The sequence below is a fragment of the Bradyrhizobium sp. CCBAU 53338 genome, assembly GCF_015291665.1.
Taxonomy (GTDB): domain Bacteria; phylum Pseudomonadota; class Alphaproteobacteria; order Rhizobiales; family Xanthobacteraceae; genus Bradyrhizobium.
In genome coordinates this window covers 816184-841564 of record NZ_CP030049.1, presented here as the reverse complement: position 1 = coordinate 841564, position 25381 = coordinate 816184, and the positions used below count along the sequence as shown (strand labels likewise).

The 25381-nt window shown below is 59.1% G+C and carries 20 protein-coding genes; 9 read left to right on the top strand and 11 right to left on the bottom strand.

The window, feature by feature from the left end; translation table 11 throughout:
- Positions 1 to 56: 56 nt before the first annotated feature.
- Positions 57 to 1040, bottom strand: a complete 984-nt coding sequence (locus tag XH90_RS38110; protein WP_164934236.1) for a CBASS cGAMP-activated phospholipase — start codon at positions 1038 to 1040, stop codon at positions 57 to 59.
- Positions 1041 to 1232: 192 nt separating this feature from the next.
- Between XH90_RS38110 and XH90_RS38105 the strand changes: the two genes are divergently transcribed.
- From XH90_RS38105 to XH90_RS38095, 3 genes are read left to right on the top strand one after another with little or no spacing between them, the layout of a single operon-like run.
- The gene (locus XH90_RS38105; protein ID WP_128929569.1) at positions 1233 to 2381 is read left to right on the top strand and encodes a cyclic GMP-AMP synthase DncV-like nucleotidyltransferase; all 1149 of its coding nucleotides are present in this window, start codon (positions 1233 to 1235) and stop codon (positions 2379 to 2381) included.
- Positions 2311 to 4062, top strand: a complete 1752-nt coding sequence (locus tag XH90_RS38100) for a ThiF family adenylyltransferase (RefSeq protein ID WP_128929570.1) — start codon at positions 2311 to 2313, stop codon at positions 4060 to 4062. The genes XH90_RS38105 and XH90_RS38100 overlap by 71 nt, the downstream gene beginning before the upstream one ends.
- Positions 4059 to 4511: a Mov34/MPN/PAD-1 family protein gene (locus tag XH90_RS38095; RefSeq protein WP_128929571.1), complete on the top strand. Its 453-nt coding sequence runs from the start codon at positions 4059 to 4061 to the stop codon at positions 4509 to 4511. The genes XH90_RS38100 and XH90_RS38095 overlap by 4 nt, the downstream gene beginning before the upstream one ends.
- A 28-nt stretch (positions 4512 to 4539) precedes the next feature.
- Here XH90_RS38095 and XH90_RS38090 read toward each other — a convergent pair whose 3' ends face one another.
- Together XH90_RS38090 and XH90_RS38085 are read right to left on the bottom strand one after the other, a co-directional pair.
- Entirely contained in the window at positions 4540 to 5436 is an 897-nt protein-coding gene (locus XH90_RS38090; protein ID WP_128929572.1) for a hypothetical protein, read from the bottom strand.
- Between the two features lie 617 nt (positions 5437 to 6053).
- A complete protein-coding gene (locus XH90_RS38085; protein ID WP_128929573.1) occupies positions 6054 to 6635 on the bottom strand; it encodes a hypothetical protein in 582 nt (193 codons plus the stop codon).
- Between the two features lie 157 nt (positions 6636 to 6792).
- Here XH90_RS38085 and XH90_RS38080 point away from each other — a divergent pair, with 157 nt between their 5' ends.
- From XH90_RS38080 to XH90_RS38070, 3 genes are read left to right on the top strand one after another with little or no spacing between them, the layout of a single operon-like run.
- Positions 6793 to 7791, top strand: a complete 999-nt coding sequence (locus XH90_RS38080; protein WP_128929574.1) for a hypothetical protein — start codon at positions 6793 to 6795, stop codon at positions 7789 to 7791.
- A complete protein-coding gene (locus XH90_RS38075; protein ID WP_128929575.1) occupies positions 7785 to 8273 on the top strand; it encodes a hypothetical protein in 489 nt (162 codons plus the stop codon). Before XH90_RS38080 ends, XH90_RS38075 begins: the two co-directional genes overlap by 7 nt.
- A 20-nt stretch (positions 8274 to 8293) precedes the next feature.
- A complete protein-coding gene (locus XH90_RS38070; protein WP_128929576.1) occupies positions 8294 to 9988 on the top strand; it encodes a hypothetical protein in 1695 nt (564 codons plus the stop codon).
- Here the strand turns inward: XH90_RS38070 and XH90_RS38065 are convergent.
- From XH90_RS38065 to XH90_RS38050, 4 genes are all read right to left on the bottom strand, one after another.
- On the bottom strand, positions 9963 to 11144 hold the full coding sequence (locus tag XH90_RS38065; protein ID WP_128929577.1) for a radical SAM/SPASM domain-containing protein: 1182 nt from the start codon (positions 11142 to 11144) through the stop codon (positions 9963 to 9965). The genes XH90_RS38070 and XH90_RS38065 overlap by 26 nt on opposite strands.
- Before the next feature lie 245 nt (positions 11145 to 11389).
- Entirely contained in the window at positions 11390 to 11596 is a 207-nt protein-coding gene (locus tag XH90_RS38060) for a hypothetical protein (RefSeq protein ID WP_050631493.1), read from the bottom strand.
- A gap of 294 nt (positions 11597 to 11890) precedes the next feature.
- A complete protein-coding gene (locus XH90_RS38055; protein WP_232995576.1) occupies positions 11891 to 12922 on the bottom strand; it encodes a nucleotidyl transferase AbiEii/AbiGii toxin family protein in 1032 nt (343 codons plus the stop codon).
- 9 nt (positions 12923 to 12931) lie between these two features.
- Complete coding sequence (locus XH90_RS38050) at positions 12932 to 13600, bottom strand: DUF6088 family protein (RefSeq protein WP_128929578.1); 669 nt, start codon at positions 13598 to 13600, stop codon at positions 12932 to 12934.
- Positions 13601 to 14186: 586 nt separating this feature from the next.
- Here XH90_RS38050 and XH90_RS38045 point away from each other — a divergent pair.
- The 3 genes from XH90_RS38045 to XH90_RS38035 all read left to right on the top strand — a co-directional run bounded on the left by XH90_RS38045 (position 14187) and on the right by XH90_RS38035 (position 19210).
- A complete protein-coding gene (locus XH90_RS38045; protein ID WP_128955173.1) occupies positions 14187 to 15500 on the top strand; it encodes a DUF2130 domain-containing protein in 1314 nt (437 codons plus the stop codon).
- A gap of 606 nt (positions 15501 to 16106) precedes the next feature.
- Complete coding sequence (locus tag XH90_RS38040) at positions 16107 to 17120, top strand: SIR2 family protein (RefSeq protein WP_232995577.1); 1014 nt, start codon at positions 16107 to 16109, stop codon at positions 17118 to 17120.
- Positions 17117 to 19210, top strand: coding sequence for an ATP-binding protein (locus tag XH90_RS38035; RefSeq protein ID WP_128929580.1), 2094 nt, complete (start codon positions 17117 to 17119; stop codon positions 19208 to 19210). The genes XH90_RS38040 and XH90_RS38035 overlap by 4 nt, the downstream gene beginning before the upstream one ends.
- Positions 19211 to 19789: 579 nt before the next feature.
- Here XH90_RS38035 and XH90_RS38030 read toward each other — a convergent pair.
- From XH90_RS38030 to XH90_RS38015, 4 genes are all read right to left on the bottom strand, one after another.
- A complete protein-coding gene (locus tag XH90_RS38030) occupies positions 19790 to 21346 on the bottom strand; it encodes a hypothetical protein (protein WP_128929581.1) in 1557 nt (518 codons plus the stop codon).
- Between the two features lie 15 nt (positions 21347 to 21361).
- Complete coding sequence (locus tag XH90_RS38025; protein ID WP_128929582.1) at positions 21362 to 22132, bottom strand: DNA-binding transcriptional regulator; 771 nt, start codon at positions 22130 to 22132, stop codon at positions 21362 to 21364.
- 1150 nt (positions 22133 to 23282) lie between these two features.
- Positions 23283 to 24104, bottom strand: a complete 822-nt coding sequence (locus XH90_RS38020) for a hypothetical protein (protein ID WP_232995578.1) — start codon at positions 24102 to 24104, stop codon at positions 23283 to 23285.
- Positions 24105 to 24380: 276 nt separating this feature from the next.
- Positions 24381 to 25310: a relaxase/mobilization nuclease domain-containing protein gene (locus XH90_RS38015; protein ID WP_232995579.1), complete on the bottom strand. Its 930-nt coding sequence runs from the start codon at positions 25308 to 25310 to the stop codon at positions 24381 to 24383.
- Positions 25311 to 25381 lie beyond the last annotated feature (71 nt).

Here is a 25381-nt window from a genome sequence, read left to right as displayed (position 1 = left end):
GCTCGCGGCCTTCAGGCAATCTGCCGATGTTACGCGTTGGATCCCTCTTGCGTAGTTCACACGTGATAGAACGTCGGCTTGGTAGGCCGATGTGCCAACATATCGATGACGCGCCTATCGTTGCACAGCGCTTGATAGCAACCGTCCGCCATCCCTAGCAGGGTCTTCCGCCGGCTCTCGGTCGCGAGGTCCATCCCGAGATCGGAAATCTGCTCGGCGGAGGGCTGCTCGTCGAACCTGATGTAGCGATCGCCGAGCTGATGCTTGAGCATGAAATCGACCAGCTGTTGCTGCGAGGAAATGATGGTCGATGGAAGCCGGTTGTTCTCGAGCCAGTCCCTTTGGCCGAAATTGCGTCCCGCCGACGTCGGCAGCGAGAATTTGCTGGTGGTCGTGCCAATGCTCATCACCGATACGTCCTCGATCTTTTGATCCAGGAACTGGACAGCTTCGTGCAGCGCACAAAGGTCAGGTGCGTTCGCGACCACGCCGCCGTCAATGAAATAGCTGTTCCCGATCTCGGCCATCGGGAAGTACAGCGGCGCGGCCGCCGTCGCCATGGCGATGTCCGCGGCCTTCACCTTGTAATCGGTCATGAACCTCGGATTATGCGCGGTCTTGAACATCTGGACGCTTCCCTTGGTCATGTTGACCGTCGGAACAAGCACGCGCGTCTTCGCGTCGCCGAGCTTGGCGTCGGCGCCGAGCACGCCCTCGATCTTGCTCCGGAGCACCGTACCGTCGTACTTGGGATGTCGCCACTCGAACCACCGGGCCTGCATTTGCGCCAGCCGGCTTTTCGGCGTCTCCCCGCGGGGGAATATCTCTTCCCCGTGCTTGAGAAACATCTCCTGAATCGTCTCGGCCTTCTTTCCCATCGCCAGACCGAGGGCGATAATGCCGCCTGCCGATGTCCCCGAGATCAGGTCAAAGCATTCGTGAAGGGGGCGCTTTGCCTGCTCCTCCAGGCGCGCCAGGACCGAACTTGTGAACAGGCCTCGAAAGCCACCGCCGCTGAGAGCAAGTATCTGAAAAGTCATTGCAATCTCTAGTTTCGGAGCACGCTGTGGCATCGGAGATCCACCGAGGCTCGGGAATCCCGTATGAAATGTTCATTTTCTGTTCTACAATCTAGTGGACTCTCAAGATAGAGTCTGATTCGCGCGGTTGTGCGACTGGAGGGCATTGTCCACCGTCTAGATCTCCCTCGCTTTTCCAGATGGAGATCGGCCATGGCCAACGTCTCGAAAGTGCTGCACGCGTCTGGCGACGCGGCGTGTTTCCTGAAGAACCTGAACATCGCCGATACCGACCGCGCGTGCCTCATGGAAGCGCGCGAGAAGGTTCGAGATTGCCTGCGCAAGACGTTCGCGGCTTTGACCAAGCAGGAGCTCGGCGTGACAGTCCATCCCCGGTTTTTCACGCAGGGCAGCTTCGCATATCGGACCATCAACGATCCGTGCTGGACCCCGCCGCAGCAGATGGACCTCGACGACGGCGCCTACCTCCCGATGACGTTTATCCAGGGCGTACAGCGGCCTTCCGTCGCCGCTACCGCCTTCTTCAAGGTGGTTGACGCCGCGCTCGAGAAGCTCGCGAAGGAAGAAGGCTGGCAGTTCGGGAAGAAGCCGACCTGCTCGCGGCTGGTGATCTCGTCGAACTCGCACATCGACGTGCCGCTGTACGCGATTCCAGATGCGGAATTCGAGAAGCTCGAGAAGCAGATGAAGTCGTTCGACGCTATGGCCCGCGATGCGCGCGTCGACAGCGATGATCGTTGGGACGCGCTGCCGTCGGACTGCGTCCTGCTCGCCCATCGCGAGCACGACTGGATCTCGTCGGATCCGCGCAAGATCCGGGACTGGTTCGTCGAGGCCATCAAGATCTATGGTCCGGTGCTTCGCCGCGTCTGCCGGTACCTGAAGGCCTGGCGCGACCACCACCGCCCCCATCTCGACGACGTATCGTCGATCCTTCTGATGGTGTGCGCCTTCGAAGCGTGCGAGGACCTCGGCCGTCCGAACGTTCCCGGCCGTGACGACCTGGCGCTGCTGCGGATCGCCGAACGTCTTCCGCGCCTGCTGGAAGGCCCGGTCTACAATCCCACCGACCGCGACGAGCGCGTCGACGGCAGACTGAGTGCGGCCAGCCGCCGTATCGCGATCGACATGGCCAAGAAGTTCGATGCGGAGCTCACAGAGATCGTCGAGAAGTGCTTCGATCCCGAAGAAGCCATTGAAAGGCTGACCGCATTGTTCGGTGACCGCATTCCGGATCAGATCGATCTCGTCGACGTCACCAAGGCCGCGCATGCCGAGATACGCTCGCATGCTCCGAGGATCGCCGCCGCCCCCACGGTCGGCAAATCGACCAGTGCCTGAGCGGGACGACGATTCTGTCCGGCGCATTCACGACGCCTTCAGTCAGCGCAACTTCCGGCGCGACTTTTCGCGTCGTGGCCTTCACTACATCGGCCTTCTCGACGAGACCGGACTCAAGGTCCCGGCGGTCGTATCCGTCGACGACCTCGACTTCATCAGGCCTCCGGTCATTTGCCTGACCGACCCGGAAGCGGGATCGAAGGGGCAGGTCCCGCATGTGCTCCGCTCGGACGGCACGTTCTGCTATCTCGACCGCAAGAGCGTCGTGCTCGACCGCTACAAGCCCGCCGAGACCATCATCCAGTGCCTCGAGCGTGCGGACCAGGTGCTGCGTGACGCCGTAAGGGGCCGCCTGGTCGACGACCTCGCCGAGGAGTTCGGCGGCTACTGGTCGGACGGCGAGGTCTTGGTCGATCTGCCCCCTTCTTTCGAAGGCGACGCGAAGGTCCACATCCTCAGGCTGGACCGCGATCCGGAGCACAAAACCATCGTCGTCTCCCACGACAAAACAAGTTTCGCGAAGCTGCACCGGAGGAACACCGTGAAGGATCCTGGTCCAGGTATCCTTTGCCCGATAATTCTGGTGCCGCCGCTTTCGTTCGATCCGAAGCTGCCGTGGCCGCCCAAGGATCTGGCGCAGCTCAACGGCTGGCTGAAGAAAATGGCCCCCAATGCGCTCGGATCGATCGAAGCGGCGTTCGCCAGGACGAAAGATCTCCACATCCAATGGATCTGCCTGTCCGCGCCGAACGGAAGGTTCTTCGTATCGGCGGAGATCGCCAAACCCTATCGGACGCCGGAATTCCTGAAGAACAGGCGAGCCAGCATCGCGCGAACGCTCGATCGGATACCGGCCGCTGTCGAAATTTCGGGCTATGTGGGAGTCCCCGCCGATGAAGGCTATGTCTTTTCGAGGAATCTCGGTCACATGAAGAACCTCGCAGGAAAGCGCATCCTGCTGATCGGATGCGGAACGGTCGGCGGATTTCTTGCGCAGCACCTGGCTCAAAGCGGTGCCGGCGCCGGCGGCGGAAGATTGATGCTCGTCGACGACGACGAACTCCAGGGCGCGAATCTCGGCCGGCACCTCCTCGGCGCGCCGTATCTCACGTGGAACAAGGCCGAAGCCTGCGCCGATTTTCTGGGCCAGCAGCTGCCGCACCTGGACATCGGGTTCAGCTGCGATTCGATCATGAAGCAGCTGGCAATCCTGCAGCGGTACGACCTGTGCATCGATGCCACAGGCGAAGAAGCGCTGTCGATCGCGCTGAACGACTACGCCGTAAGAAAGCGTCCTGACTTCCCGCCGATCCTCTATACTTGGCTCGAAGGAAACGGTGCCGCCGCCGTCGGCTTCATGTCGCACGATCCCGATCTCGCCTGCTTCAAGTGTCTGAAGGTTGAGCTCGCAGGCGAGAAGAGATTCCGGCTGCTACGCGAGGGAGTGGAAATCGAGACCGCCCGGAATCTCGCGTGCGGAGACGCCCACTACATCCCCTTCCCCGTGTCGCGGGCGGCTAGCGCGGCCGGCCTCGCGTGCGACATGGTTCTCGATTGGGCGAACAACGGCGAGCGTCATCGCTGGCGGTCTCTCACGATGGATCATCGGACCGCCAACGAGGTGAAGGACGGCAATCCCAAGCGGGTCGTCAAGTGTCCCGCCTGCGGCGGAAGCGCATGATCTTTCTCGCGAAGGGCCGTCTGGTGACCCTCGCCGACGCCGTCGCGCAAGAGCTCGCGCGCTTCGCGGCTCCGCCGGAGTCGGATCGCGAGGCCGGCGGCATACTTTTGGGACGCTACCGAGGCCCGCACGTCGAAGTATTGAAGTGCACGACTCCGATGCCGGAAGACCGCCGCACCCGCTTCGGATTCGTGCGGCAGGACAAGGGCCATCAGGAAATCGCGAGCAGAGAGTGGTTCGAAAGTGGAGGGGCCGTGAACTTCGTGGGCGAGTGGCACACCCATCCCGAGCGGCATCCAACGCCGTCCTGGGTCGACCGGCGGTCGTGGCGCAAGCAGTTGCGAAGGCACAAGTCCGACCCTTTGGTATTCATCATAGTCGGTACAGCCGCGACGTACTGTGAGATCGGCTCCGACGGGCACCTCGTCGCCATGGGCAAGATCGGTTGAGCCGGCGCAAGCGCTGATCTCCCGCAAATCACAAGCCGAAGTCCCAGGTAGGCGAGCCGAAATGAATTCGGATCAGCCTAGTGAGTGCGGAAACAGATTGCGCGCTTCCTGCGATCAGCTTCAAAAGCCTCTTGCCGTCATCCATTTTATCGACTGCGAAGAGCGCCAATGCGCCCTTCATGACGGAATCGCAATCCTCGTTCGAGGCGACCGATCCAGCATATTCCACCTGATTGAAACCGATCGACAACCAGGCGCTGGCCATGTCGAGGAGCCGATTCCTTCCGCTGCCATCCGGTTGCATGTGTTTGTCCAAGGCGTGGACTCCATGCGCCAGAACGTAGGACAAAAGCTTGCCTGACGTCGTCTGAGGCGAGGGGTCTGCGATTTTCTCGAAGCAATCCGGCTTGGTTCGACAGTAATTCTGGTGATGCCGGACGAAGTCCAATCCCGAGATGTCCGACAACGGAAAATCATCCGCAACCATAAACTCTGAACAGAAATCCGGATGCCACCGCCACTTCCCGTCGACACGCCTCAATGGGCCGTCATCCTTCTCCGGATCGTACTTCGTCACCAACGGCGAAGCGATATCCTCGAACGCCATGAGAAAACGGAAGGCCGGCGGGTGGTAGTTCGGCATCGCCTCGACCCAGTAGATCTTCTTGTGTTTGACGAGTTTCTCCCAATCGAACTGAAATTCGACGGTCCCATAGAGTGACCCCAGCGACCAATTATTGGCCGACAGCCAGGTGACGCTGATGCGTGATTTGTTGAGCCGGCTCTTGTCGAAGACAAGCCCGGACTTTATCCGTCCGTCCTCGATGATCCGGCGGGCGACAGGCAGGTGCACGATATGCCGCACGGTAGTGAGTTCGGCGTACTTGTCGGCAATCTTGTATCGCTCCCATTCTGGCTGGGGCATTTCAGTCCTCGGTTGTCTTCGAGCTCCAAGTGTCGGAACCTGCCCTATCTATCGAACGAGAGGGATCGTCCTTCCGTCAGATCGCCAAGGAACGCGGCGCAACGCGATCTATCGGAGCATAGAGCAGACCGTCTCCGCCGATCTGAACCGGTCCGTCGCTGCGGCGCGCCCTCGCGTCGAGGCGTTGGCCTGCGAGAGCTCTCCGGATGACATCCGCATCGACCCCTACGAACCGGATCGAGTTCGGCATCGCTTGGGCGAGGGTCTGAGCTTGACCGAGGGGAAACGGCAGCACGCCAAGCGGCCCAACGGGTACGCCTAGATAGGTGGCGGAGTCCTCACCGTCAGACCCGAGGAACGCTCCCTCCAGAGGCCTGTTGCCGCCGGCAACGTGCTCCGCCAAGAGCTGCGATGCCATCTCGCTGAACCCCATGCCGGCCAGAAGGTAGCCGACATGAGCCCGGGCAATGTCCTGAACTATATCGTCCCGTTCGTGGGCCGACGGGGGTTCGCCGTGCGTGTCCGGATCCAGCACGTAGAGGAAAGCACCTCGTGGTGGGATTTCGACCCCCCAACGCGACATGACCGCCCAGCCCTTTGCGCGAACCGCGGTCCAGCTATTCCTTCCCGGCCACGTTCCGCAATCTCTCGACCACGACTCCCTTGAGTTGGCCGTCGGCAGTTTTTATAGGACCAGGCAACCCGGTGCCGGTGCCGTTCGATGCCTGACTGGTACCCTTTGCCTCGGCGACCGCAACTCGACCCGATCCGGAGCCGCAGATCCAATCCGGAAGCTCGGTCCCCTTTCCGGCTAGTCTGGTGACACGCAGACGCTTCGAGACGTTCGTTGGATCTCCGTCGATCGGTGTGAACCAATCGAAACCGTGGTATCGGGCGAGGTAAGCCCGGGCGAAAAATCGCCCGAACAACCCCGAAAACGCGCGCCGCATCTCCTTGCCGCGGCCAGGCCCCTTGCCCTTCCAAATGAGTCCGTCTCCGCCGGGGACGAGGAGCTCTTCGAACAGCAGGGCCAATGGCCTGCTCGATCCGCCACCGGTCTGAAGGAGCTCTCCGATGGCACATGCGGCCACGAAATCGGTATCCACCTCGCATTGGCCGCCGGGACTTATGCCGGAAAGCAACTCCTTTGGGCAGGCGCTGGGCGGCCGGACTACATAGCGAATCTTGTGAACGCTCATCTGTCCCCACGCCCCTCACAAATCTCCGTTAAAATCTAATACCATGCACGAATGTCGCAGCCTTTCCTCCCGCGCGACCATGGATTCACTTAGATTGCGCCGGACTTGTCCTGCAAGCGAAAATTGAGCAAAATTCTACCGTGCGGAGACAATCGACGTGGATGCATTCGTTTTTCTGAAGGGATTGCCAGCCGTTCTCGGCATCGTGGGCTTCTTCGTCTATCTCTGGGCCGGCCAGTACCGCATCGGCGGTGACCTCATGAAGGGCGTCGTCGATAAGCTGCGCGCCGCTCCAAATGTCGACATCAAGGATTACGCATCGCTCACGCCGACGCGCATCGGTCAATTGATCGAACGGGACACGGCCGTCCGCAGTGTGGTGAACGATCAGGACGTGAAACTGATCCGCCTCATCGTCATTCTCCATAACGTCTTGACCTTGATAGTGCTTCTAGTCTGCGCCGCACTCGTCGGCCTCGGCATTTGGCTCATCGCAAGGCCTGAGCCCCTGTCAATCGTGGCCAGACCGCCCGTTGCCGCACGTGCGAACGCCGACCTCGCGCTGACCGTTCTCGATCTGGTGAAGGTCGAATGGGATGCGAAGGGGCTGACCGAAAGCGTCAGCGTTTTCCTAGAGAACGTCGACACGAATGCGAGAACGAGCAAGAAGGCGGTATTGGCGGACGTCCGGAGCGTGACTTTCAGTGCCGACGATCTCCACGACGTCGCGAGCAACCGGAATTATCGCGGTAAGAACCGGGTACGCACGGTCATCGAATGGAGTGGACAAACCGTACATTCGGACATCGCGGATATCCTCGTTGGAATCAAATACAGGCTGATGGTCGGTGGGAAGCTGATCACTCCGCAGGGAAGCCGGTCGATAAATACTCTTTTGGCTACAATCGACGACAGTACGGAGCAGATGCCACGAGAATATTGCTTTTCGGTCGACTTCGCCGGCTGGAGCCACTCGAACTCGGCCTTAGTGGCTCCCCTCAAAGCCTGCAACTCCAAGGCGGAGGTGAACCTGCCCTTCCTTCAGCAGGTCGAATGGGGCCGCCCACCCGGCCTTGTTCTCAACGATCCTCTGGCCGACAGACCTATTGCTCGGCTGTGCATTGCCGCGCCGCAGCATTCCGGCAACAATTGCTGACGGACCATGTCGATGGCGGCACCTGCACTGCCTTTCCTTGGAGAGAGATCATGACGGAAGTGAATAGTGAAAACCTCAAGAAATGGGCCCTTGCTATCGTCGCCGAGGTCGAGCCTGACGACACGTTCGTCGTGGAAGACGGCTTCGATGCGCTGGTGGAAGAATGGCATCGCGCGGACGCACAGGATGAGGGCCGCTTCATCGGCGGGGCCGAAGTCGCGACTTTCGCCGCCATGGTCGCTCCGTTTCTTCTGGCGTTCTTCGGGGACGTCGCCAAGGACGTCGTGAAGGACAGAGTAAAGACGGCCATAGGGTCCCTGCTCGATCGGGTGCTGGATCGTCGTGCCAGGAAGGACGACGTGGAGAAGCTTCGCAAGGAAGTGTCGTCGGCGATCAATAAGAGCCGCTTCTCCGCGGCCGAGAAGGCTAAACTCGAGGCCGGTTTCGCCAAGCTGTTTGCCAAGGTTGGCCCGAAGAAATGAAGGGGACCCATCCCAGGAGTTTGCTGCGCCGCCTCGGCATTTCCGACGGCCCCGCCGCGGCGGCGATCATCATCTCGGTTTGTCTGCAGTATCTTTTTCTCGCAAAATTATGGGAGGGCTACCCGATACGGTACATGGGCGACGTCATCCATCAGAACGTCGTGCTTTCGATGATCGGCCTGACCGTGCTTGGCGCGATCGTCATCGCAGCTGCATCGCTGTACCGATGGCGAAACGGAACGAATGCCGCGTCGAAACTAGAACGACTTGCCGTGAACCCGTCCTTCGATCCCATCCGATCAACGCTGGAGCAGATCGCGGCACGTTCGACCCTGCGTTCGCAGCCTCGCCTCCTGTACACTCCGAAGAACGGTGACGCGTTGGAAGCCAGAGAACGCGTGACGCCGTCCGGCGATGCGGTCGTCGTCGGTCTCAATCAGCGTGCTAGACAACGCGATCAACCACGTGCCTTCGAAGCCATGATTGGGCATGAAGTATCGCACCTCGAACTTGGCGAAACCTGGCTTGAAATTTGGGCAAGACGCGGCATCCTCCTGCATTTTCGAACGCTCGGCTGGGCGGTCGCGATATTCTGCCTGGTGCTCGGTTTCATCGATCGCAGAGGCATCGGCAGCCATCCCCCTTTCGGAGGCTTCATTCCGGTCTTCGATGGCGCTATCTTTGCCGGCCTGTCCTCCCAGTTCGCGGTTCTGATCCTCTCGAGCGCGATCGTTTTCGTCTATTCATACTTCTTCGTCGTTCGCCGCGAGCACATCCACGATTTCCGCGGCTCCCAACTTGCCGGAACGGACGCCTTGGCCGACGTCTTCGCCGCCCAGCAGCCGCCGGCGTTCCGGCCGTTCGACGCCTTCAAAGATTTCTTCAATCTGCATCCTGATCCGGCCGCACGAACCCGCGTGATCAGAAATCGTGACCTGATCCTGATTTCGGTGATCCTGTATCCGTTGGTCATGTCGGGCTTGCAGCCGTTGACATTGTTGCTGACGGCGGGCTGGCGCGACTTTTTCGGCGTGGCGAGAGAGGCTTGGAATTTCGGCCTGACTGTCGCCTCCGGCCTCTTCCTGTATGCCGTTCTGCGCGCTGATCTTGCAAGGTTGGGTTTGGGTCTGCTTTTGGACCCACGTCGGTACGCCCTGTTCGTTCCGATCTACGCTCTGGTCGCGGGTCTAGCCACACAGATCCCGCGCATCGTGCTGGAAGTCCTATACGGCTGGCGTCATGAATTTTCGCTCGACCAGATCGCCGATCGGATTTGGAGCGGAACGCTGATCGGGGGTGCTCGCATCGCGCTCATGACGGCCGCCATCCTCGGCCTGCTCGCCTTCCTGAACGGCGTCCGCATCGCCGCAACCGGCGAAACAAGGCCGGGCAAATGGAGCGCTATAGGTGACGCGGTTGCCGCCATTCTGGTGGTCGGAGCGTTCACCATCGCAAGCCTATCGAGCCTTCAGTTCGCTATCGGCGTGCTGGCATTCTGCGCGCCTCTGATCTTCGCTTATGCAATATTGTTTGCATTAGTTTGTCGATGTCTGGACTGCGGTCGCAGGCGCACTTCTGCTCTGCGGCTGTCGACGCGATGCAGTTGCGGGAGGGACCATTTGTCTCTGCCAAAGCTTTGGACTCGACATCCATTCGAGGTCCAGCTGTCGGTACCGAACCAGGTGGACATCAAGGGTCGAGAGAAGCCGGCCTAAACTGGTCGGACTCGGCGAATGTGAATTCGCTTTCCTGGAGGGCCACTCCGAATTGCCAGGCGATCTTCTGCGGCAAAGCTTTGCGCCAGTACAAGCTCTGCTCGTGCAAGGAATGCGAGTCGCCTTCCAAGTGCTTCTTCGGACAGCCGCCCCAACAGACCGGAAGGAACGAGCAGCGGCTGCAATTGGGCTGCCGCGTTGGGTCGAAGCCGGTCCACCAGGCCGCATCGCGGCCGGGCACCATGTCGCCTCCGGCACGGCGGATGGCGACGGGGCGGTCCTTCTCGCCCACTTGAAGCCCGCACCGATAGTGATTGCCGTCCGCTCCGATCACGATCGAATCGTTGGCCAGCGCTGCACAAACGGAGGTCCTTGGCAAAGGATAGAGCGAGCGGGTTGTGGTTTCGTCGAGAGTTGCTTCGTCGGGGACCATCTGCCGGGACCGTTCGCGAAGTCTCTCAAACTCTTCCTCAGAAAGCTTCGTGCGGCTAAGAAATCCGGCGCGCTCGGAAAAGTCGGATATCCGTGCGAGTTGAAAAACGCACGGAAACGCTCTGTCGAACCAGCCGCGGTCCTTGCAGAAGGCGATGAAGCCGTCCAAATCGCATTGGTTTCCGTGATCGGCATTGAACCTTACGTCGACGCGTACCACCTCGAGCAATCCGTCGACCACCGCGGTCGCCTGATCGAACGAGGAGACAGACGGATCGGGCGCCCTGCCCCTTCTATATCGGCGTCTCTTGTCGTGGTTCGGTTTGAGGCCGTCAAAGGAAATCTGCACCTGCCGGAGGCGGTGTCGCCTCACGAAGCCGGCGATGTCGTCCGGCCAGCATGTCCCGTTCGAAATTACGGAAGCGGAGTAACTTACCCCGATCTCCTTGCATAACGATTGAAGCGCAGCGGACGCTGCATCGATGAAATCGACGTTGAGGAGCGGCTCTCCGCCGTACCAGTCGACGTGAAGGCTGTCCTTACCCGACGCGACAAGGCGCTGTCGGGTCCAATCGACTATCGCCGGAACATCGCCTTCTGCGAGAGCATCGCGGGATCTCTCTTCGTAGCAGTAGTAGCAACCCAGGTTGCAGTCCTGCGTCGTCGTGAGGGTGATGACCATAGGCGTCCGTCCACGCGCATGCCAATAGCGCTCGCGGATCATGTCTAGCTCGTCGAATTCGTGGTCGACGAGAAAGCCCCCTCGCCGTAGTGTGGCGAGGAGCGTACGCGGGATCGTCTTGGCGGCGACCCTCCGCGGAGGACCGCAAAGCAGCTGCGCAAGCTCGCGCGCGTCCTGGCCCGACAGCCGAACCGAAGCGCCCGTACCCGCGTTGTACAGGACGTTGTCGTCGCCTAGCGGGACGCAGAAGTTGTAGCGCGATGATCGCAGACGATGCCGCGCTGCAGTCACTTGTCGATATCGACGATGGCGAGGCAGATATTCGTGCCGTACCCGCAAAGCCGAGCACCGACGCGACCGGCCTTCTTCAGATCCGGAGTGATAGTTTCGACCTGAACGACGTGCAGCTTGCCGGGTCGGACCTTCAACTTTACGTCCTTGTCGTCGGAGACGATCAAGCTCACCTTCGGCTTCTTGGTCGGCTTTCGCGCCATGGCTTCCTCCCGCCCCGTTTCCGTGAACAACCTATGGTCGCACATTCTTCGCAATCGTCAAGTGCAGCCTTTTGCCCGTCCGAACTTAGGAATCCCTGACGGCGGCGTGCGCCTGGCATCGAAGCCGTATCGAGGCTAAGCGTCCAGCGAACTCGTTTTCAATCGCTCCACCGGGTTTCGCCGATGATGTGGGTACCCGACTTCGCGACGGCCGCCGACGGCAGGCACGTCGGCAAGTCCATCGGCAGGGTTGTAGCCGGTGGAGGACCGATTGAGACTTTGGTCAGGTGGCGTTCAAGGTCGCTTCGGCTGCTTTAATCTTGCCGAGGATATCCTCGAAAGAAGGGATCCTCCGAAGATCATGCCGGCCATCTTCTGGTAGTCCGCCTTCAAAGGTTCGAGCATGCCGTCGACCGGTACGATACCGAACGTTCCGGGAGTCGCCTGGTCGAGATCGAGAGGCTTCCGGTTGAAGTAGAGGCGGGCATGGCGAACGCAGCTTTCCGCGAGCTCCAGATCTTTAAGTGCGGCTTCGCCGTGTTCGGAGGTCAGAAGCCGGAATATGTCGTAGTAATGGCGCGACAATCGCTGCCCGTCCTTGTAGAGCTCCCCTCTGTTCTGGAACCAGTGTCGCTGTCCGTGTAGGATGATGATCTTGTCCCAGAACGTCCTCTCGGGCTTGATCGTCAGCACGTTTGGCACGGTGAGGTCCAGGCCGTCGGTGTCGGTGGCAGAATATGGACTGATCGTTTTCGTCTCATGCGGATCGAGCGCCGACTTAGCGCCGGATTCGATCTTCACGACGCGTCGGACGTACCGCTCGTCGGAATCCGCGAATGCGCTTGGATAGTGGAAGAGCAGGGATTGAGCGTCGGGGTCGTCCGGATCGGGCTCGATCTTGAACGTCAGTCCTTCGAGCTCACCAGCGGCGAAGTTCGTCAGCGCGTTCTGGAATTCGCCGTTAATGAAACTGCTGCACCGCTCCTTTATTTCGTCAAGCTTTCGCTTGCGTTCGTTCGATCCCATCGCGCGGAGATCGTCATCTGACGGGAAGTTTTCGCCGGGCAGGTCGTCGCGGAATACGGTGATGTCGATGTCTTCCGAGAACCGCTGGATCAGATCGAAGGCCTTCGAGAGTGACGTGCCGCCCTTGAAAAGCAGACGCTGCTCGATGCCCGCCTTGTTGTAGAGCGCGTCGAGGATCCAACAGACCCAAAAGTCCTTTTCGATGTTCTCCGGGGGGCACGAGAGACGCTGTCCGGTTTGTTGGAACAGTCCCCGCCGGTCTTCAGCGCTTGCTCGAATGATCTGCGGCAGGTCGGTCATGATCGCATCTCATTGGCCGCGGATCGGCGGGAGCGGATCTGGCGCCGTTGCGTCGGACTTGAGGATATCTTTTACGATAGGAACGAGCCAGTCGGGGAGATCACCCAAGTGGTCCTGCAAATCCTTTCGCATGCGGTGCCCGTCGTCGCCGTCGTTCAGGATGGACTTGAGGCGCTTTGCGATCTTGTCGCCATCCGAAGGAAGAACGTCGCGCAGCCAAATCAGAGCTTGCACCAACTGCGCGGCCGGGCGGTCAGCCCACAGAAGTCGACTTGGCGCGACTTTCTTGAAGTCGATGACCATTTGGTCGAGTTGGATCGGCTTCACGCGGGCGTCCGTCCACACGACCACCTTCGCCGGGACGGCGTTGGTAAGTCCCAAGTTGTTGGCGGCGGTTATTCCGTCGACCAGTACTTTGGCGCCGTCCCGTCTCGCGACCGCCTGAATCACCGACTTGTAGTCCGGTGGCGAAATCTTCTTCGTCAGTTGGTTGGTGCGAGCAAGATCGTAGAGACCTTGGTCGATGCGCCTGATGCGGTTGTCACTCCGGAGGCGGTGGAGGGCGACGTCGACAGCCGATCGAGTGCCGGTGTCCGCAAAATCGCGTGCGGTCCATACCTTGCTCGGCTGAGGGTCATGGCTCATCCGATCGTATATCTGGTTCGCTGTGCTAGCCATTTTACGGTTCCCTTGTAAGAAATTTGCGCCTTAAATCTTACAAAGTCAAGACCGCGTAAGAAATATGACTCATATTCCTTACGGCCGTCTAATTTCGGCGCCGGAACATATCGGAGCAGCGAAGCACCACGCGATGGGCCTCTTCCAGGAGCCATCGCGAGATTTCCGGCTGTTTCGGCGTCTTTGCCCAGTCAGATTACGTAAAATAGAGGATTCCCTCGGGTTGGTTTGGAAAAGTGCTAATTTACTTAGTATGGCTGAGCAAAAGGACAGAAAGCTAAACAAGCTCGAAAGGACTCTCCCTCAGGGGCTTCTGGTCGATGCTGCCTGGATGGAACGACAGGGTTATTCCACCAGCCTGCGCAGCCAATTGGCGCTTGATCCTGTTTTGTTCTCATCTAGAATATATTCCCAATAGAACGGCTCGCCCTGAGGCGTGGCCTTACGTCGACATGTCGTGATGCCTTCCGTGGAAAATCCCCCGGCCAGGTCGATATCGGCGACGCGGATGTGGACATCGAGAGCGGCGACATCGCAATCGCGCGCGGATGGTGTTCAATCCTGCTCTACGATGACGGGGGAATTCATGAGTTTCAAAGTAACCGCAGCCGGCGCTTCACACGAACCTACCCTGCATTGTCCCAACTGCAATCACGAGATCCGGTTGACGGAATCATTGGCCGCTCCCCTCCTCGCTGAAATTCGTCAGCGCTTTCAACAGCAGCTGGCCAGCAAAGATGCAGAGATGGAGCGTAAGACCGAGGCACTGCGGCTGGAACGCGAGCAGGTCGCTAAGGACCGCGAGCAAATCGAGGACCACGTTGCGAAACGATTGATCGCCGAACGTGCCCAGCTGGTCGCGGCCGAAAGCAAGAAGGCGCGAGAGGCGGCCGCGGCCGAGCTGCAGGCGAAGGAAGCGGAAGCCGCGGAGCTGCGAGCCAACCTGCTTACCAACAACGCAAAGCTTGCCGAGGCCCAAAAGCAGCAAGCCGAACTGATGCGACAGCAGCGCGCACTCGAGGGGGAAAAGCGCGAGCTCGACCTGACAATAGAGAAGCGCGTGCAGGCCTCAATCAGCGAAATCCAGATCAAGGCCAGGCAGGAAGCCGACGAGGCTGCGCGCTTACGCGTTGCAGAGAAGGACCAGACTATCGAGTCGATGTCTCGAACGATCGAGGAGCTCAAGCGCAAGGCCGAGCAGGGATCACAGCAATCCCAAGGGGAAGTACTCGAGCTCGAGCTCGAAGAGCTTCTGCGCGGACGTTTTCCGACCGATTCGATTGAGCCGGTTGGAAAAGGTGAGCTTGGGGCGGACGTTATTCAACAGATAAATGGCGCCATTGGCAAACCTGCCGGCATCATCCTTTGGGAAACCAAGCGAACCAAGGCATGGAGTGACGGATGGCTTGCCAAACTGCGTGACGACCAGCGTCGTTCCGCCGCCGACGTCGCTCTGATCATCTCTCATGCGCTGCCGAAGCACGTCGAGCAATTTGACCTAGTCGACGGCGTATGGGTGGCCCATCCGCGTTGCGCATTGCCGGTCGCCGTGGCGCTGCGCCAGGGGCTGATCGACGTAAGCGGATCGCGCCTCGTTCAGCAGGGTCAGCAGACCAAGATGGAGCAGGTTTATCACTACCTGACCGGCACGAAGTTTCGGCAGCGGGTAGAAGCTGTGGTTGAGAAATTCAACGATATGCGCGACGACCTGGACAAGGAACGCAAGTTCATGGGCCGGCAATGGGCCAAGCGCGAAACTCAGATCCTCGCCGTGGTGGAGTCGACCGTTGGCATGGTGGGCGATTTGCAGGCGATCGCCGGCAAAGCCATGCCAGAGATTCCGAGCCTGGATATGCCACTGCTTGAGAGCCACGCCGCTCCTGAACGAAAGGTGGGATGATGGCGGAAGCTGATGGCGAGCTCGAGTCGGAGAGCATACCTCGCTCCCGCCGCCTCCACCCGAGCCGGCGGACGGGATCGACTGAAGCTGGAGGCGTGAGGGAGCCAGGATAGCGGCACTCCTCGTCAGATCTCGTCTCCTCACCGGTTCAAGCGATTAGTCGAGGAAGCTAATCTCGATGCCCTTCATCCCCTCGCCGCTTCGCTGCTTACCTTTTTCACTTTGACTACCTGCCCGCCTTGCAACCTCTGATTATGTTGCTTTAAGACTTACTAGCGGGGACTCAGGTCGGTCCTGCAACTCGTCGCGAGGGTCCATGGAGTGGAAGGCGCACGGTTACCGGGTTGGTGCATCGAGCGAGACCTTCGATAGCATCCCAGAAAGCGCAGACGAACTTGATCGGTTCATCGCGCTACACCGCCGAAAGATCGAGCCGTGGCTCTCGGCGGTATTCCAAGCTGAGCATCTGAACCTCCTGCTTGGCAGCGGCTTTACCATTGCTGTGGGCTTCGCTGCCGGCGTCAAGGCGACGGGTATGGCGATTGCGACGGGGAAGTCGAAACATGCCAAGGCAATCCTCGTCACGCGACCGCAAGCGCCAAAAAGATGGGTCGCGGTCAAGCTAACATCGAAGATCAGTTGCGTAGCGCCATTGCTGTGCTCGATGGTCTTGACATCATCGATAAGGGGTCGGCGCAAGGTGTTCGCGACGACATTAACTCCGCAATCGCGACATTCCTAACCTCACTGCTTGCTACCGAGCGAGGTATTTTCGAAGCAAACAGTGCATCAGCACTGGCGACGGTGCAGTCATTTCTGCTCAGCTTCGTCAGCCGCGCCGCTTCACGCGAGCGTTTACATATCTTCACGACCAACTACGACCGGTTGATCGAACATGGCTGCGATCAAGCGGGGCTACGGATCATTGATCGCTTTGTGGGGAGCTTGCGTCCACTGTTCCGCAACACTCGGATCGAGCTCGATTATCATTACAACCCACCCGGGATCCGCGGTGAGCCGCGCTTTATGGAAGGCGTCGTCCGTCTGACCAAGCTCCACGGCAGCCTTGATTGGCGCTTCGACCCCATCGCGCATCGGATCTATCGGTCAGAGACACCATTTGGTGCCGACGACGATCATCCGAGCTTACCAGATTCTCCAGTTGATACCGTGATGATCTATCCTAATCCGGCTAAGGACGTGGAGACCACCCAATATCCTTATGCGGAGCTATTCCGTGATTTCGCCTCGGCAACTTGCAGACCCAACTCGGTGGTGGTGACCTACGGCTACGGGTTCGGTGATGACCACATCAACCGTGTTCTGCTCGATATGCTGTCGGTTCCGTCCGCACACCTCGTGATCATCGCCTTTGAACTAGACGATCGCATCAAGGGATTTCTCAATCAAACTCGTCCTGCACAAGTCAGCCTCCTCGCCGGCAACCATTTCGGAAGCCTCCAGCACCTCGTCGACGATTATCTGCCAAAGCCCGCGCTCGATTACATCACCGGGCGTATGTCTGACTTGCTGAAGAACCGCGCTTTCGCAGATGCCGCTGCGGGCCTGGCGCCAGCCGAACCGAGTCAGCCGCCAGCGGGCTCTGGAGGAGGAACGTGAGCTCCCCGATCGAACGGCTCGCTGAACTGGTCATCGGCACGGTCGAGTCGATCTCCTCGGATGAGATCCGTGTGCTGCTCGATCTCGATGCGCCACAGGCTACTGCGCTCAACACCGGCACACCGATGAGCTTCCCAAGGCTCAATAGTTACGTGCTGATACCGAATGAGGCTGGTGCTACCGTCGCCTACGTCACGTGGATCGGGATTGAACGATCGCCGTACCCCAAACGGTCGGGGCTTAAGGATTTCGGCCTGATCGATCTGCCATTCCCTCTGCGGAAGATGTCGCTCACTCCGATCGGCACCCTGTCTGTCGCTCGAAACCGACGCGAGGGAAGCAGTATGTTCGAATTGAGTCGAGGAATCGTTGCGTTCCCTTCGGTAGGCGATCAGATACCAATCCCAACGCCGGAACAAATCACAGCTATCGTCGGAGCAAAGGACAAGGACCGCCGCGTTCGCATCGGCTCGTCACCGCTGGCTGCAGATACCTCAATTATGGTCGATCCCGATAAGATCTTCGGGCGGCACGTCGCCGTACTCGGCAACACCGGTAGTGGAAAATCCTGCTCCGTCGCTGGGCTGATCCGCTGGTCACTCGATGCGGCGCAGGCCGCTCTTGAGAATGGCACAGAACAGCCGAATGCGCGGTTTATTATTCTTGATCCTAATGGGGAGTACGCCAAAGCATTTGCAGATAGGGGCGGAAATATCCGCCTGTTTCGTGTCCCGCCCATCGACCTCAACAGGGGTGAACGCGCGCTCCGTCTGCCGGCCTGGCTCTGGAACGGTCACGAGTGGACCGCGGTATCGTTCGCACGACCCGGAGCGCAGCGGCCCCTGCTGCTCCAAGCGCTTCGTGAACTAAAGAACGGGCAGCTGGCGGGGACGCCTCGCCAAACTATCGTCAGGCGGCATTTGTATTCCTATCGCATCATGATCGCCGCTATGTTGGCCGAAGGTGCCGCGACCTACGCTGGCAGCGCAAGCAATCGGCGGCGCTGCGGCGAACTGCTAGACAACATTGCATCAGACTGCAGCAATATGACGGAATCCGTTGATGGTGAGCACAAGACAGCTCTGGAAGAGATAAGCAGCATTATCGAAACTATCGCTAATTCCCGTCGGTCAGGAGACTGGTTCAACTCCTTCTCAGTACAGGACATGGAAGCGGTGCGGAGGTCACTGCAGAGCTTCGTAGATCTGGTAGAGGATGCTTTCGCCATCGCGCATCTTACGGAAGATGCACCGATACCATTCGACGTACACATGCTGCCAGAGCACCTTGAGAGGATAGCAGCGACGGAGGGAGGTGCGTTGGCCGGATTCATCAGCACGCTCGGCATGCGCATCCGCGGCATGATGTCGGACCCGAGACTCGGTCAAGTGATTGGAAGTGACCCGGCGATCACCTTCGATGCCTGGCTTGACGCGTTCGTGGGCAGCAACGCCTCGGCCAACGGACAGGTCGCAATCGTTGACCTTTCGTTGGTGCCTTCAGAAATAATCCACGTAGTCGTTGCGGTTCTGGGACGGCTGACGTTTGAGGCATTGCAGCGCTACCGACGGCTTCATCCTGATGGCAAACCTCTGCCCACGACCTTGGTTCTAGAGGAAGCACACAACTTTGTTCGGCGAGGCGCCAACGAAGATGGGCCGGCAGAAAACCCGACCCAGCTCTGTCGCGAGACGTTCGAAAAGATCGCGCGCGAAGGTCGCAAGTTTGGTCTTGGATTGATGCTATCGTCACAACGCCCATCGGAGCTCTCGCCCACGATCCTTGCACAGTGCAATACTTTCCTACTGCACCGGATCGTAAACGACCTCGATCAGGCGCTAGTTGGACGTCTCGTTCCCGACAATGTGGCGGGCTTGCTAAAGGAGCTACCTAGCCTACCATCCCGTCAGGCAATTTTGCTGGGATGGGCCACGCCGATTCCTTTGCTCGTGGAGATGGATGAACTTGCCGAGGCACATCGGCCGCAATCGTCAGACCCAGATTTCTGGGACGTTTGGATCGGCAAGAACCCACGTCCGATCGATTGGCCCACCCTCGTCGGCGATTGGACCGGCAGTGCGCAGAATTGAACAGACTGCGCTCCTCGATCAGACGTTTCCATGACTGCCGCACGCCTTATGAGTCCGACGGGAGAAAACAAGGTGAGCTGGTGATCTCATTGCTCAATGGCTTGCAGGACGAGACGGAGAGCGAGGTCGAGTTCGTCGAATCCGCTATTGTCATTCGGCGTCACAATTGATCCCTTCAGCATCCAATTTTGCATGCCGAATGACAGCTTGCCCGCTAAGTTGAGTGGCGTAAGTCGGCCGGCGTCAGCAGGCGATGAGATCGCTTCGACGGAAACACTGATCCGGCAGCAAGTGCCCGAGCATTGCTAACTGCGTTTCGTGTTGCGGGGACTTCGTGCTGAGCACAGACGAGGCTAGGGCCGAGATCGATCGGATCGACACCATTGCAATCAACTGGCGCCAAGTTTTTGAGGATGAGGGTGTCGACGAAATCGAAAGAATAGCACCTGCCTTCCCAATAGCAGACTGCTTTCCCCGCAAGCTCGTCTCCAGCCTTAGAGAGCTCAGCCGACTTTGCCGGCTGCGCTGGCCTTGCTTTTTACGGTCGTACTTCCACCGTTGTGACTGATAAGCACTTCTCTACGAGATGGAGAGCATGACCTTATCCCAGTTAGAGAATCCCTCCGCGAAAAAGGCCGGTCTTTTCGACCCCCGATCCTTATTCGATCGTTCAACTGCGCTCTCGACAAAGTCAGACGTATCGGCATTCAATGCCCGCACCACCTCTGATACAATATGGGGCCGACCACCGATGAGCGTGACCTCCGGCTCCGAGCGGCTCGATGATACAATCGGAAGTTCGATAAGCGCCGTATAGCACGACCCAAAACATTCGAGCGAAAAAGGCGTCAACAAAGCATCGTCAGAAGTCAGTTGAATTTCGTCAGGCCAATGGTTGAAGATGATATTGACGCCTGGCGTTGATGCTACGGCAAGAAATTCGATGTGAGTATCAACCCAATCGACGAAGTCGGCAAATTTAAAGCGGCGCGCTGTCTGCCGACCTGCCCGAACCATCGCCGATACAATCCTACGAAGAACTGGCGCGGCCGGAATCCAATGCGCAAATGGCCCTTCGCCTGGTGCCATTTCCAACTTGAGCTCTTTTCCCTTGAAACGGAGCGTTATCGATTTCTGCGGCCTGGCCAGTATGACGCCAATCTCGATGATGGCGACCGCCTCCTCCAGGTCGACAATTCGTTCACCGTCATAGTTGAGCGTTAGGTTCGCCTCCGCCTTCGGAAAGTCGATCAAAAATTCAAGGAAGTTGTTTGCAAGTCGCACCGGCCCGAGCTTTCCATCGAATATCGGAGTGACGAACATCTCGAGCTCTACCGAGGTCCACTCGCCTGCTTCCGAAGAAAGTTCAACCGTGGTTGACATCGATGACGATACGTTTAGCTCCAGCACCGCTTCCCGAAACTCATCGCGATCATTGTCGAGCGGAATTCCGAACCGGCGTCGCTCAATCGTCAGGTCCGTCACCTTAAGCGTGCGAGGGCCACCCAAAAAGAGCTGACCGATCTTTTCGCCCGCATTTTCTCCTGGAACGAAAAATCGACCGACAATGGATCTGTTATCAAAACCGCAAGTCTTGCGGTAGTCGACCTTCCCTGCAATATAATCGGCAGGTGCCCCTCCGAGCATTCCGTTTAAAGCCTTTGCCAGCCCTTCTCCTGCTGGAGACAATTCTACCGCACGATCGAGTGGCACAAGAATCGTGATTCTGTGAATGTTCCGCTTTCCTTTGGCTTCCTCGCTGCGAACCCGCTTGAGGGTGTCGTAGATCATTTTTTGATCGACCGGGACGAGGAGAGTGCGAATCGGCGTCCGCCCGTCTTTGACGAAAAACATGACGACGATCGCCGCCGGCAGGTCAGCATCAACGAGATGCTTGAGCGCCGACAGCTTGATCCTCGGCGGCTGAGATCCTTCTGTCGCTTTCACTTGGATCAAGAATTTCGGAAGATCGTTCTGGGAATCAAGCGGACGCTCTTTCATCCGCAAAGGCTCGCCTTCAAGGAGGTAGTCCCAGCCGAGACGGTCTGCCTGTGATTTCTGGGCACGAAACCCTTCCGGTTCACACCAACCGATGAACACATTCTCACCTCGCGCGCCAAGATCTGGAACGCTCACTGAATTCTTCATATTTTAGACCATAGCCTTAGCTACTGCTGAAACCAGATCGATAGTCGGGAAGAACCCGAGTTCGTGGAGTTGATGCAGTAATTCCTCAAATTGAAGGTGATTGGCGCTGCCCTTGGCGGCAAGCTTCGCCAGTTCATCGATTTTGCCGGCGAGTAATTCGATGTCCCGCTGGCGGCGTTTGGAGTCCGCAGGCGACAGCCGCTGCGGGCCATCGACAACAAACGCGGCCGAATGTTTTCGGACGTACTCCGCGACGTTGTCCAGCGCAATTTCGCTTTCGCCGGCCTTTGAAAAAGCCATGCTGATGCTGTACGCGGCATCTTCAAGGTACGGCCTGTCCCGCACGAGGTCCGGCGAGCTGTCTTTGCGGCGGTACCCGCTGAGAGAGAAGCTTCCGTTTTGCAGGTTGTAAAACCCGATCTCAAAAGGACCGAACGTCGCAACGCCTTTAGCGATATTGACCGACCATGGATTTTGCGGCCCGCCGCGAGCTTCGACCGCTTTGATCAGCCCGCTCACCTCTCGCGCATGAAGTCGCGCACGCTCGAGCTGAGCTTGGTCGTTCTCGAATATGGAAATGGCGTCCGGCTTCCAAGCCAAGTGCCGCGCGTGGAGTTGGTGCCAGGCACGCAGAGCGGCTTGGGCCGGACCGGGAATTTCCTCGCCTTCCATCCATCTTCGAAGCGTTCGCGTCGAAACTCCCAACAGTTGCGCAGCCTCGGCCAGGTCGAGGCCCAGAAATGTCAAAATTTCAGTCAGCTCAATACTTGTCATTATGTAAAATCCGTTTTGATAATTTGTCCTTCGTATTTTGACAATATGTCAGAAAAAAGAACCTGCTTTGTCCCCCTCCCCTTCCGCGGGAGTGTCGTCCCGACGCGCGAGTTGGCGAATGCCGTCACCAAAACAGATTGAAAAATGGACCGCCGCTACTCGGTCGTCGTCATCGCATTCCGTCGGTTCAGACGCAGATTTACCGCAAGAGTATTGGGATTCAATCCTGGCTGACGCGAGCGTCGGAACGAGTCCAGGCGTGCCAATTCAGCAGCGACGGCTATCGGAGATCCCTCGTCACGTTTTGCGGGTGACCTGCCAGCGCTGCAGTCGAATCGTTGAGATCCGAAAAGGCAGATGCGGTCGGGTCTTTCGATCAGCATGCAGTCTGGAAGGACGTCGGGCAGAAGTCGGCCGATCGGACATGTCAGAATCGTAGCGCGCGCTACGAGGAGGATGGCTGCTGGCTATCTTTCAAGAGCTCCTAAAGGATCCGCTCGCGATCGGTTTGTTACTCAATGGCGCTTAACCACCATCCAACACCCCTGTCCGGTGGCGATCGCAACGCTCTAAAGAAGGAGCTGGGCAAACGACTCCTTGAAATCGACGGGCAGGGCCAACCCGAAGGGGTAGGTCGTCGGAAAAGATCGGGGATGAAGGAGCCTTAACAAGCGGGACACGGATCGGGCTAACGACTTCACGCCGCCCGAAAAGCGGCCGGCTTCGAGTCCAGTTGAGAGGCCGCTGCCCGCTTTGGTGGCATCTGGCCCCTATCGAGCCCACGAGACGCGGCTTCCCGAAGTCTATCTTGTTGAGACGCTAGGCTGTCAGCCGGCGACCGCCGTCGTGCTGATCGTGTCGCCACGGTGGCGAGACTTGCCTGCCGATCGCCTGCAGATCATCCATCCAGGCAGCCGTTTGGTCCTCGACACCGGTAGCACACATCTCCTGCCCGGCGCCTACTATGTCGCTCTCCGTACTGGCACATCATCGCCACCGAGGAAACTCACTTTTCGCCGGCATCATCAGTCTGATCCCGACAGCCGCCTTCACAGGCATCCCGCAGTCGGGGCGCGCAGCACGCAAAGGCGTAGAGAGAGCGAAGCGTCTCCTTCTTGGCACTGTCGTGCAGCCCGCACCTCGTTCGTAATCAAAGCCTAAAGCTGCCGCGATCCGCATAACCTTTGGGCCGAATATCCAGCGCGGCGATCAGGTCCAGGCGCTGCTTCCGACAACCAAACTCGGGGTGATCTCCCACCTGGAGCCACGCTCCGTCACGGCGCTCAAGCCATCCGGATGCAAACACCTCGCCCGCCAGGAAACCGCCATTTGCCGTTCGGACCCAGCGTTCGCCGTCGATCGCAGGCCACAGAGCAACGTGGATTGATAGCTCGTCCCAATCCGCGTCGTGAACGCTGGCAATCGCCGCAATATCCTCGATCATGAATCGGTACGTTCGACCATCGTCCCCGTACCTCGGATCCAGCAGCGGCCAGCTGTTTTCTCCTGCACGCGGCGTAAACAATCCCTGGTCGATGCCAGCATTGATCCCGGCGACCATCACATTGCGCCAGGCCCGCCGCCTGCGGGACCCGTCGTATTTCACCTTGGTTACCCCCTTGGACGCGGTCGGAATCACGTCCGCACCCTCGTAGTTGAGGCGATCGAAGGAGAATCCGCGGAGGTCTTCGTCCGATGTCGGAACACCCGTCATCGCCGCGAGCCGGCTCAGGAACGGCAATTCCTCGAGCAATGCAAAGTCCGGATGCACCGGTGCACGCTCCAACATGCGGGCTCGCAGCGCTGCATGACTTGCAAAGCCGCATGCGGCTGCGATCGCCTCGGTCAGATGGGATGATTTGTAGTTCGGATAGCCCTGCCTAACCGCACGCTTCACGGACGTGAGCGCAGATTCAGTCAAAGGGATAGCGGTCAAAGGATCCACCTGTTCATATCGGCGGCCGATGTCCACAGATTACGCACCGACCTGGATATGACGGTCGATCCAAGGATTTGAAATAGTGCCCACTTTGACCCTGTGGCAGGTCCGGCGAGACGGCCGATTCGAAGAATGCACGATCTATCAGCCAGCTTTCAAGGACCTAGGCGCCTCAGGGCAGCCGCTCCATAGGGGTGTAACTTCCCGTTGACGGCTCCAATGCTGTTCGCGCGCTCGAGGAACATGACAAGCCGCCAGTGCACATCTACGTGCCAACCGATGAAACGGTTGGCGGAGCGCGCGGGCGCCTTACCTCGTCCGCTCATCGTCTCGCTTGTGACCGCGCAACTCGGCATCGATTCCCTGCTCTGCCTTGCGGCGACGGCTATTGGTGAGCTCCGAAAGCTCATTCTTTAGTGCATGCCGCCGGGTTTCAACGGCGGGCATGTCGTTCACGAATTGCCTAACCTGGCGCGCGAGCGCGTGATCTGCCGCCGCTCCAGAATGCTGCAGCTCGGCTGCGTAATCGAGATATCGCCGCCGGATCGCATCCTGACGTGACTTGATCTGCTCGTCCCAAGGACGTTTTGCAGTCGTGCCGCCCCTCACCTCCGAAAGCACCTCTTTCCGGGCGAGCCGGTCGACATCAGGTACGATTTTTCGCTTGCGCATAGCGAGCACCGCCCCGCGATCGGCCTTTTGAACTCGCCCGCGGGTTCGCCGCGGCGTTGCCTCGGCCGCTATCCCGCGAAGCCGGAGTTCGCCAGCAAATCGCTCCCGCCAAGCCTGCAGATCTGCCTTCCGAGGGTTGAGACGCTTGCCGTCGTGGCCCAGGGACCGGACGGTCAAGTGCACGTGGGGATGTTTGTCGTCGAGGTGCTGGACGAAGACATAGTCATGATTGTCCCCGAACGTTTCGATGGCAAATGCCCGGGCTGAATCCTTGACGGCGACGGCATCGGTGCCAGCCGGCATCGACAGAATGATGTTGATCGAAAGCGACCCATCACGGCGGCGCTTGTCGTCAAGGCCGGCATCATCCTCCCAGCGTTGCTGTAGGTCTTTCAATCCGGAACGACCGGCCAGACTCGCGCCCTGCTCTGTTTCCGCATCGAGCTCGCCGTTTCGCGTGATATACGCAAGGTGCGACTTGAGATGCGCCACGTCCTTGGTGCGGCCGGTGATCTTGACCATCACCTCTGGCGCTCGGCGCACGATCCGTTCGAGCTTCGCGCGCATAGCCGGCGTCAGGCGACTAGGAACCGCCGGATCGGGGATATCCCACTCGGCCCGCCGCGGGCGCCGATTGG

Coding starts and splice junctions, on each gene's coding strand:
- XH90_RS38110 (WP_164934236.1), bottom strand. CDS start 1,040: ATGACTTTTCAGATACTTGCTCTCAGCGGCGGTGGCTTTCGAGGCCTG.
- XH90_RS38105 (WP_128929569.1), top strand. CDS start 1,233: ATGGCCAACGTCTCGAAAGTGCTGCACGCGTCTGGCGACGCGGCGTGT.
- XH90_RS38100 (WP_128929570.1), top strand. CDS start 2,311: ATGCCGAGATACGCTCGCATGCTCCGAGGATCGCCGCCGCCCCCACGG.
- XH90_RS38095 (WP_128929571.1), top strand. CDS start 4,059: ATGATCTTTCTCGCGAAGGGCCGTCTGGTGACCCTCGCCGACGCCGTC.
- XH90_RS38090 (WP_128929572.1), bottom strand. CDS start 5,436: ATGCCCCAGCCAGAATGGGAGCGATACAAGATTGCCGACAAGTACGCC.
- XH90_RS38085 (WP_128929573.1), bottom strand. CDS start 6,635: ATGAGCGTTCACAAGATTCGCTATGTAGTCCGGCCGCCCAGCGCCTGC.
- XH90_RS38065 (WP_128929577.1), bottom strand. CDS start 11,144: ATGATCCGCGAGCGCTATTGGCATGCGCGTGGACGGACGCCTATGGTC.
- XH90_RS38060 (WP_050631493.1), bottom strand. CDS start 11,596: ATGGCGCGAAAGCCGACCAAGAAGCCGAAGGTGAGCTTGATCGTCTCC.
- XH90_RS38055 (WP_232995576.1), bottom strand. CDS start 12,922: ATGACCGACCTGCCGCAGATCATTCGAGCAAGCGCTGAAGACCGGCGG.
- XH90_RS38050 (WP_128929578.1), bottom strand. CDS start 13,600: ATGGCTAGCACAGCGAACCAGATATACGATCGGATGAGCCATGACCCT.
- XH90_RS38045 (WP_128955173.1), top strand. CDS start 14,187: ATGAGTTTCAAAGTAACCGCAGCCGGCGCTTCACACGAACCTACCCTG.
- XH90_RS38040 (WP_232995577.1), top strand. CDS start 16,107: ATGGGTCGCGGTCAAGCTAACATCGAAGATCAGTTGCGTAGCGCCATT.
- XH90_RS38025 (WP_128929582.1), bottom strand. CDS start 22,132: ATGACAAGTATTGAGCTGACTGAAATTTTGACATTTCTGGGCCTCGAC.
- XH90_RS38015 (WP_232995579.1), bottom strand. CDS start 25,310: ATGCGCGCGAAGCTCGAACGGATCGTGCGCCGAGCGCCAGAGGTGATG.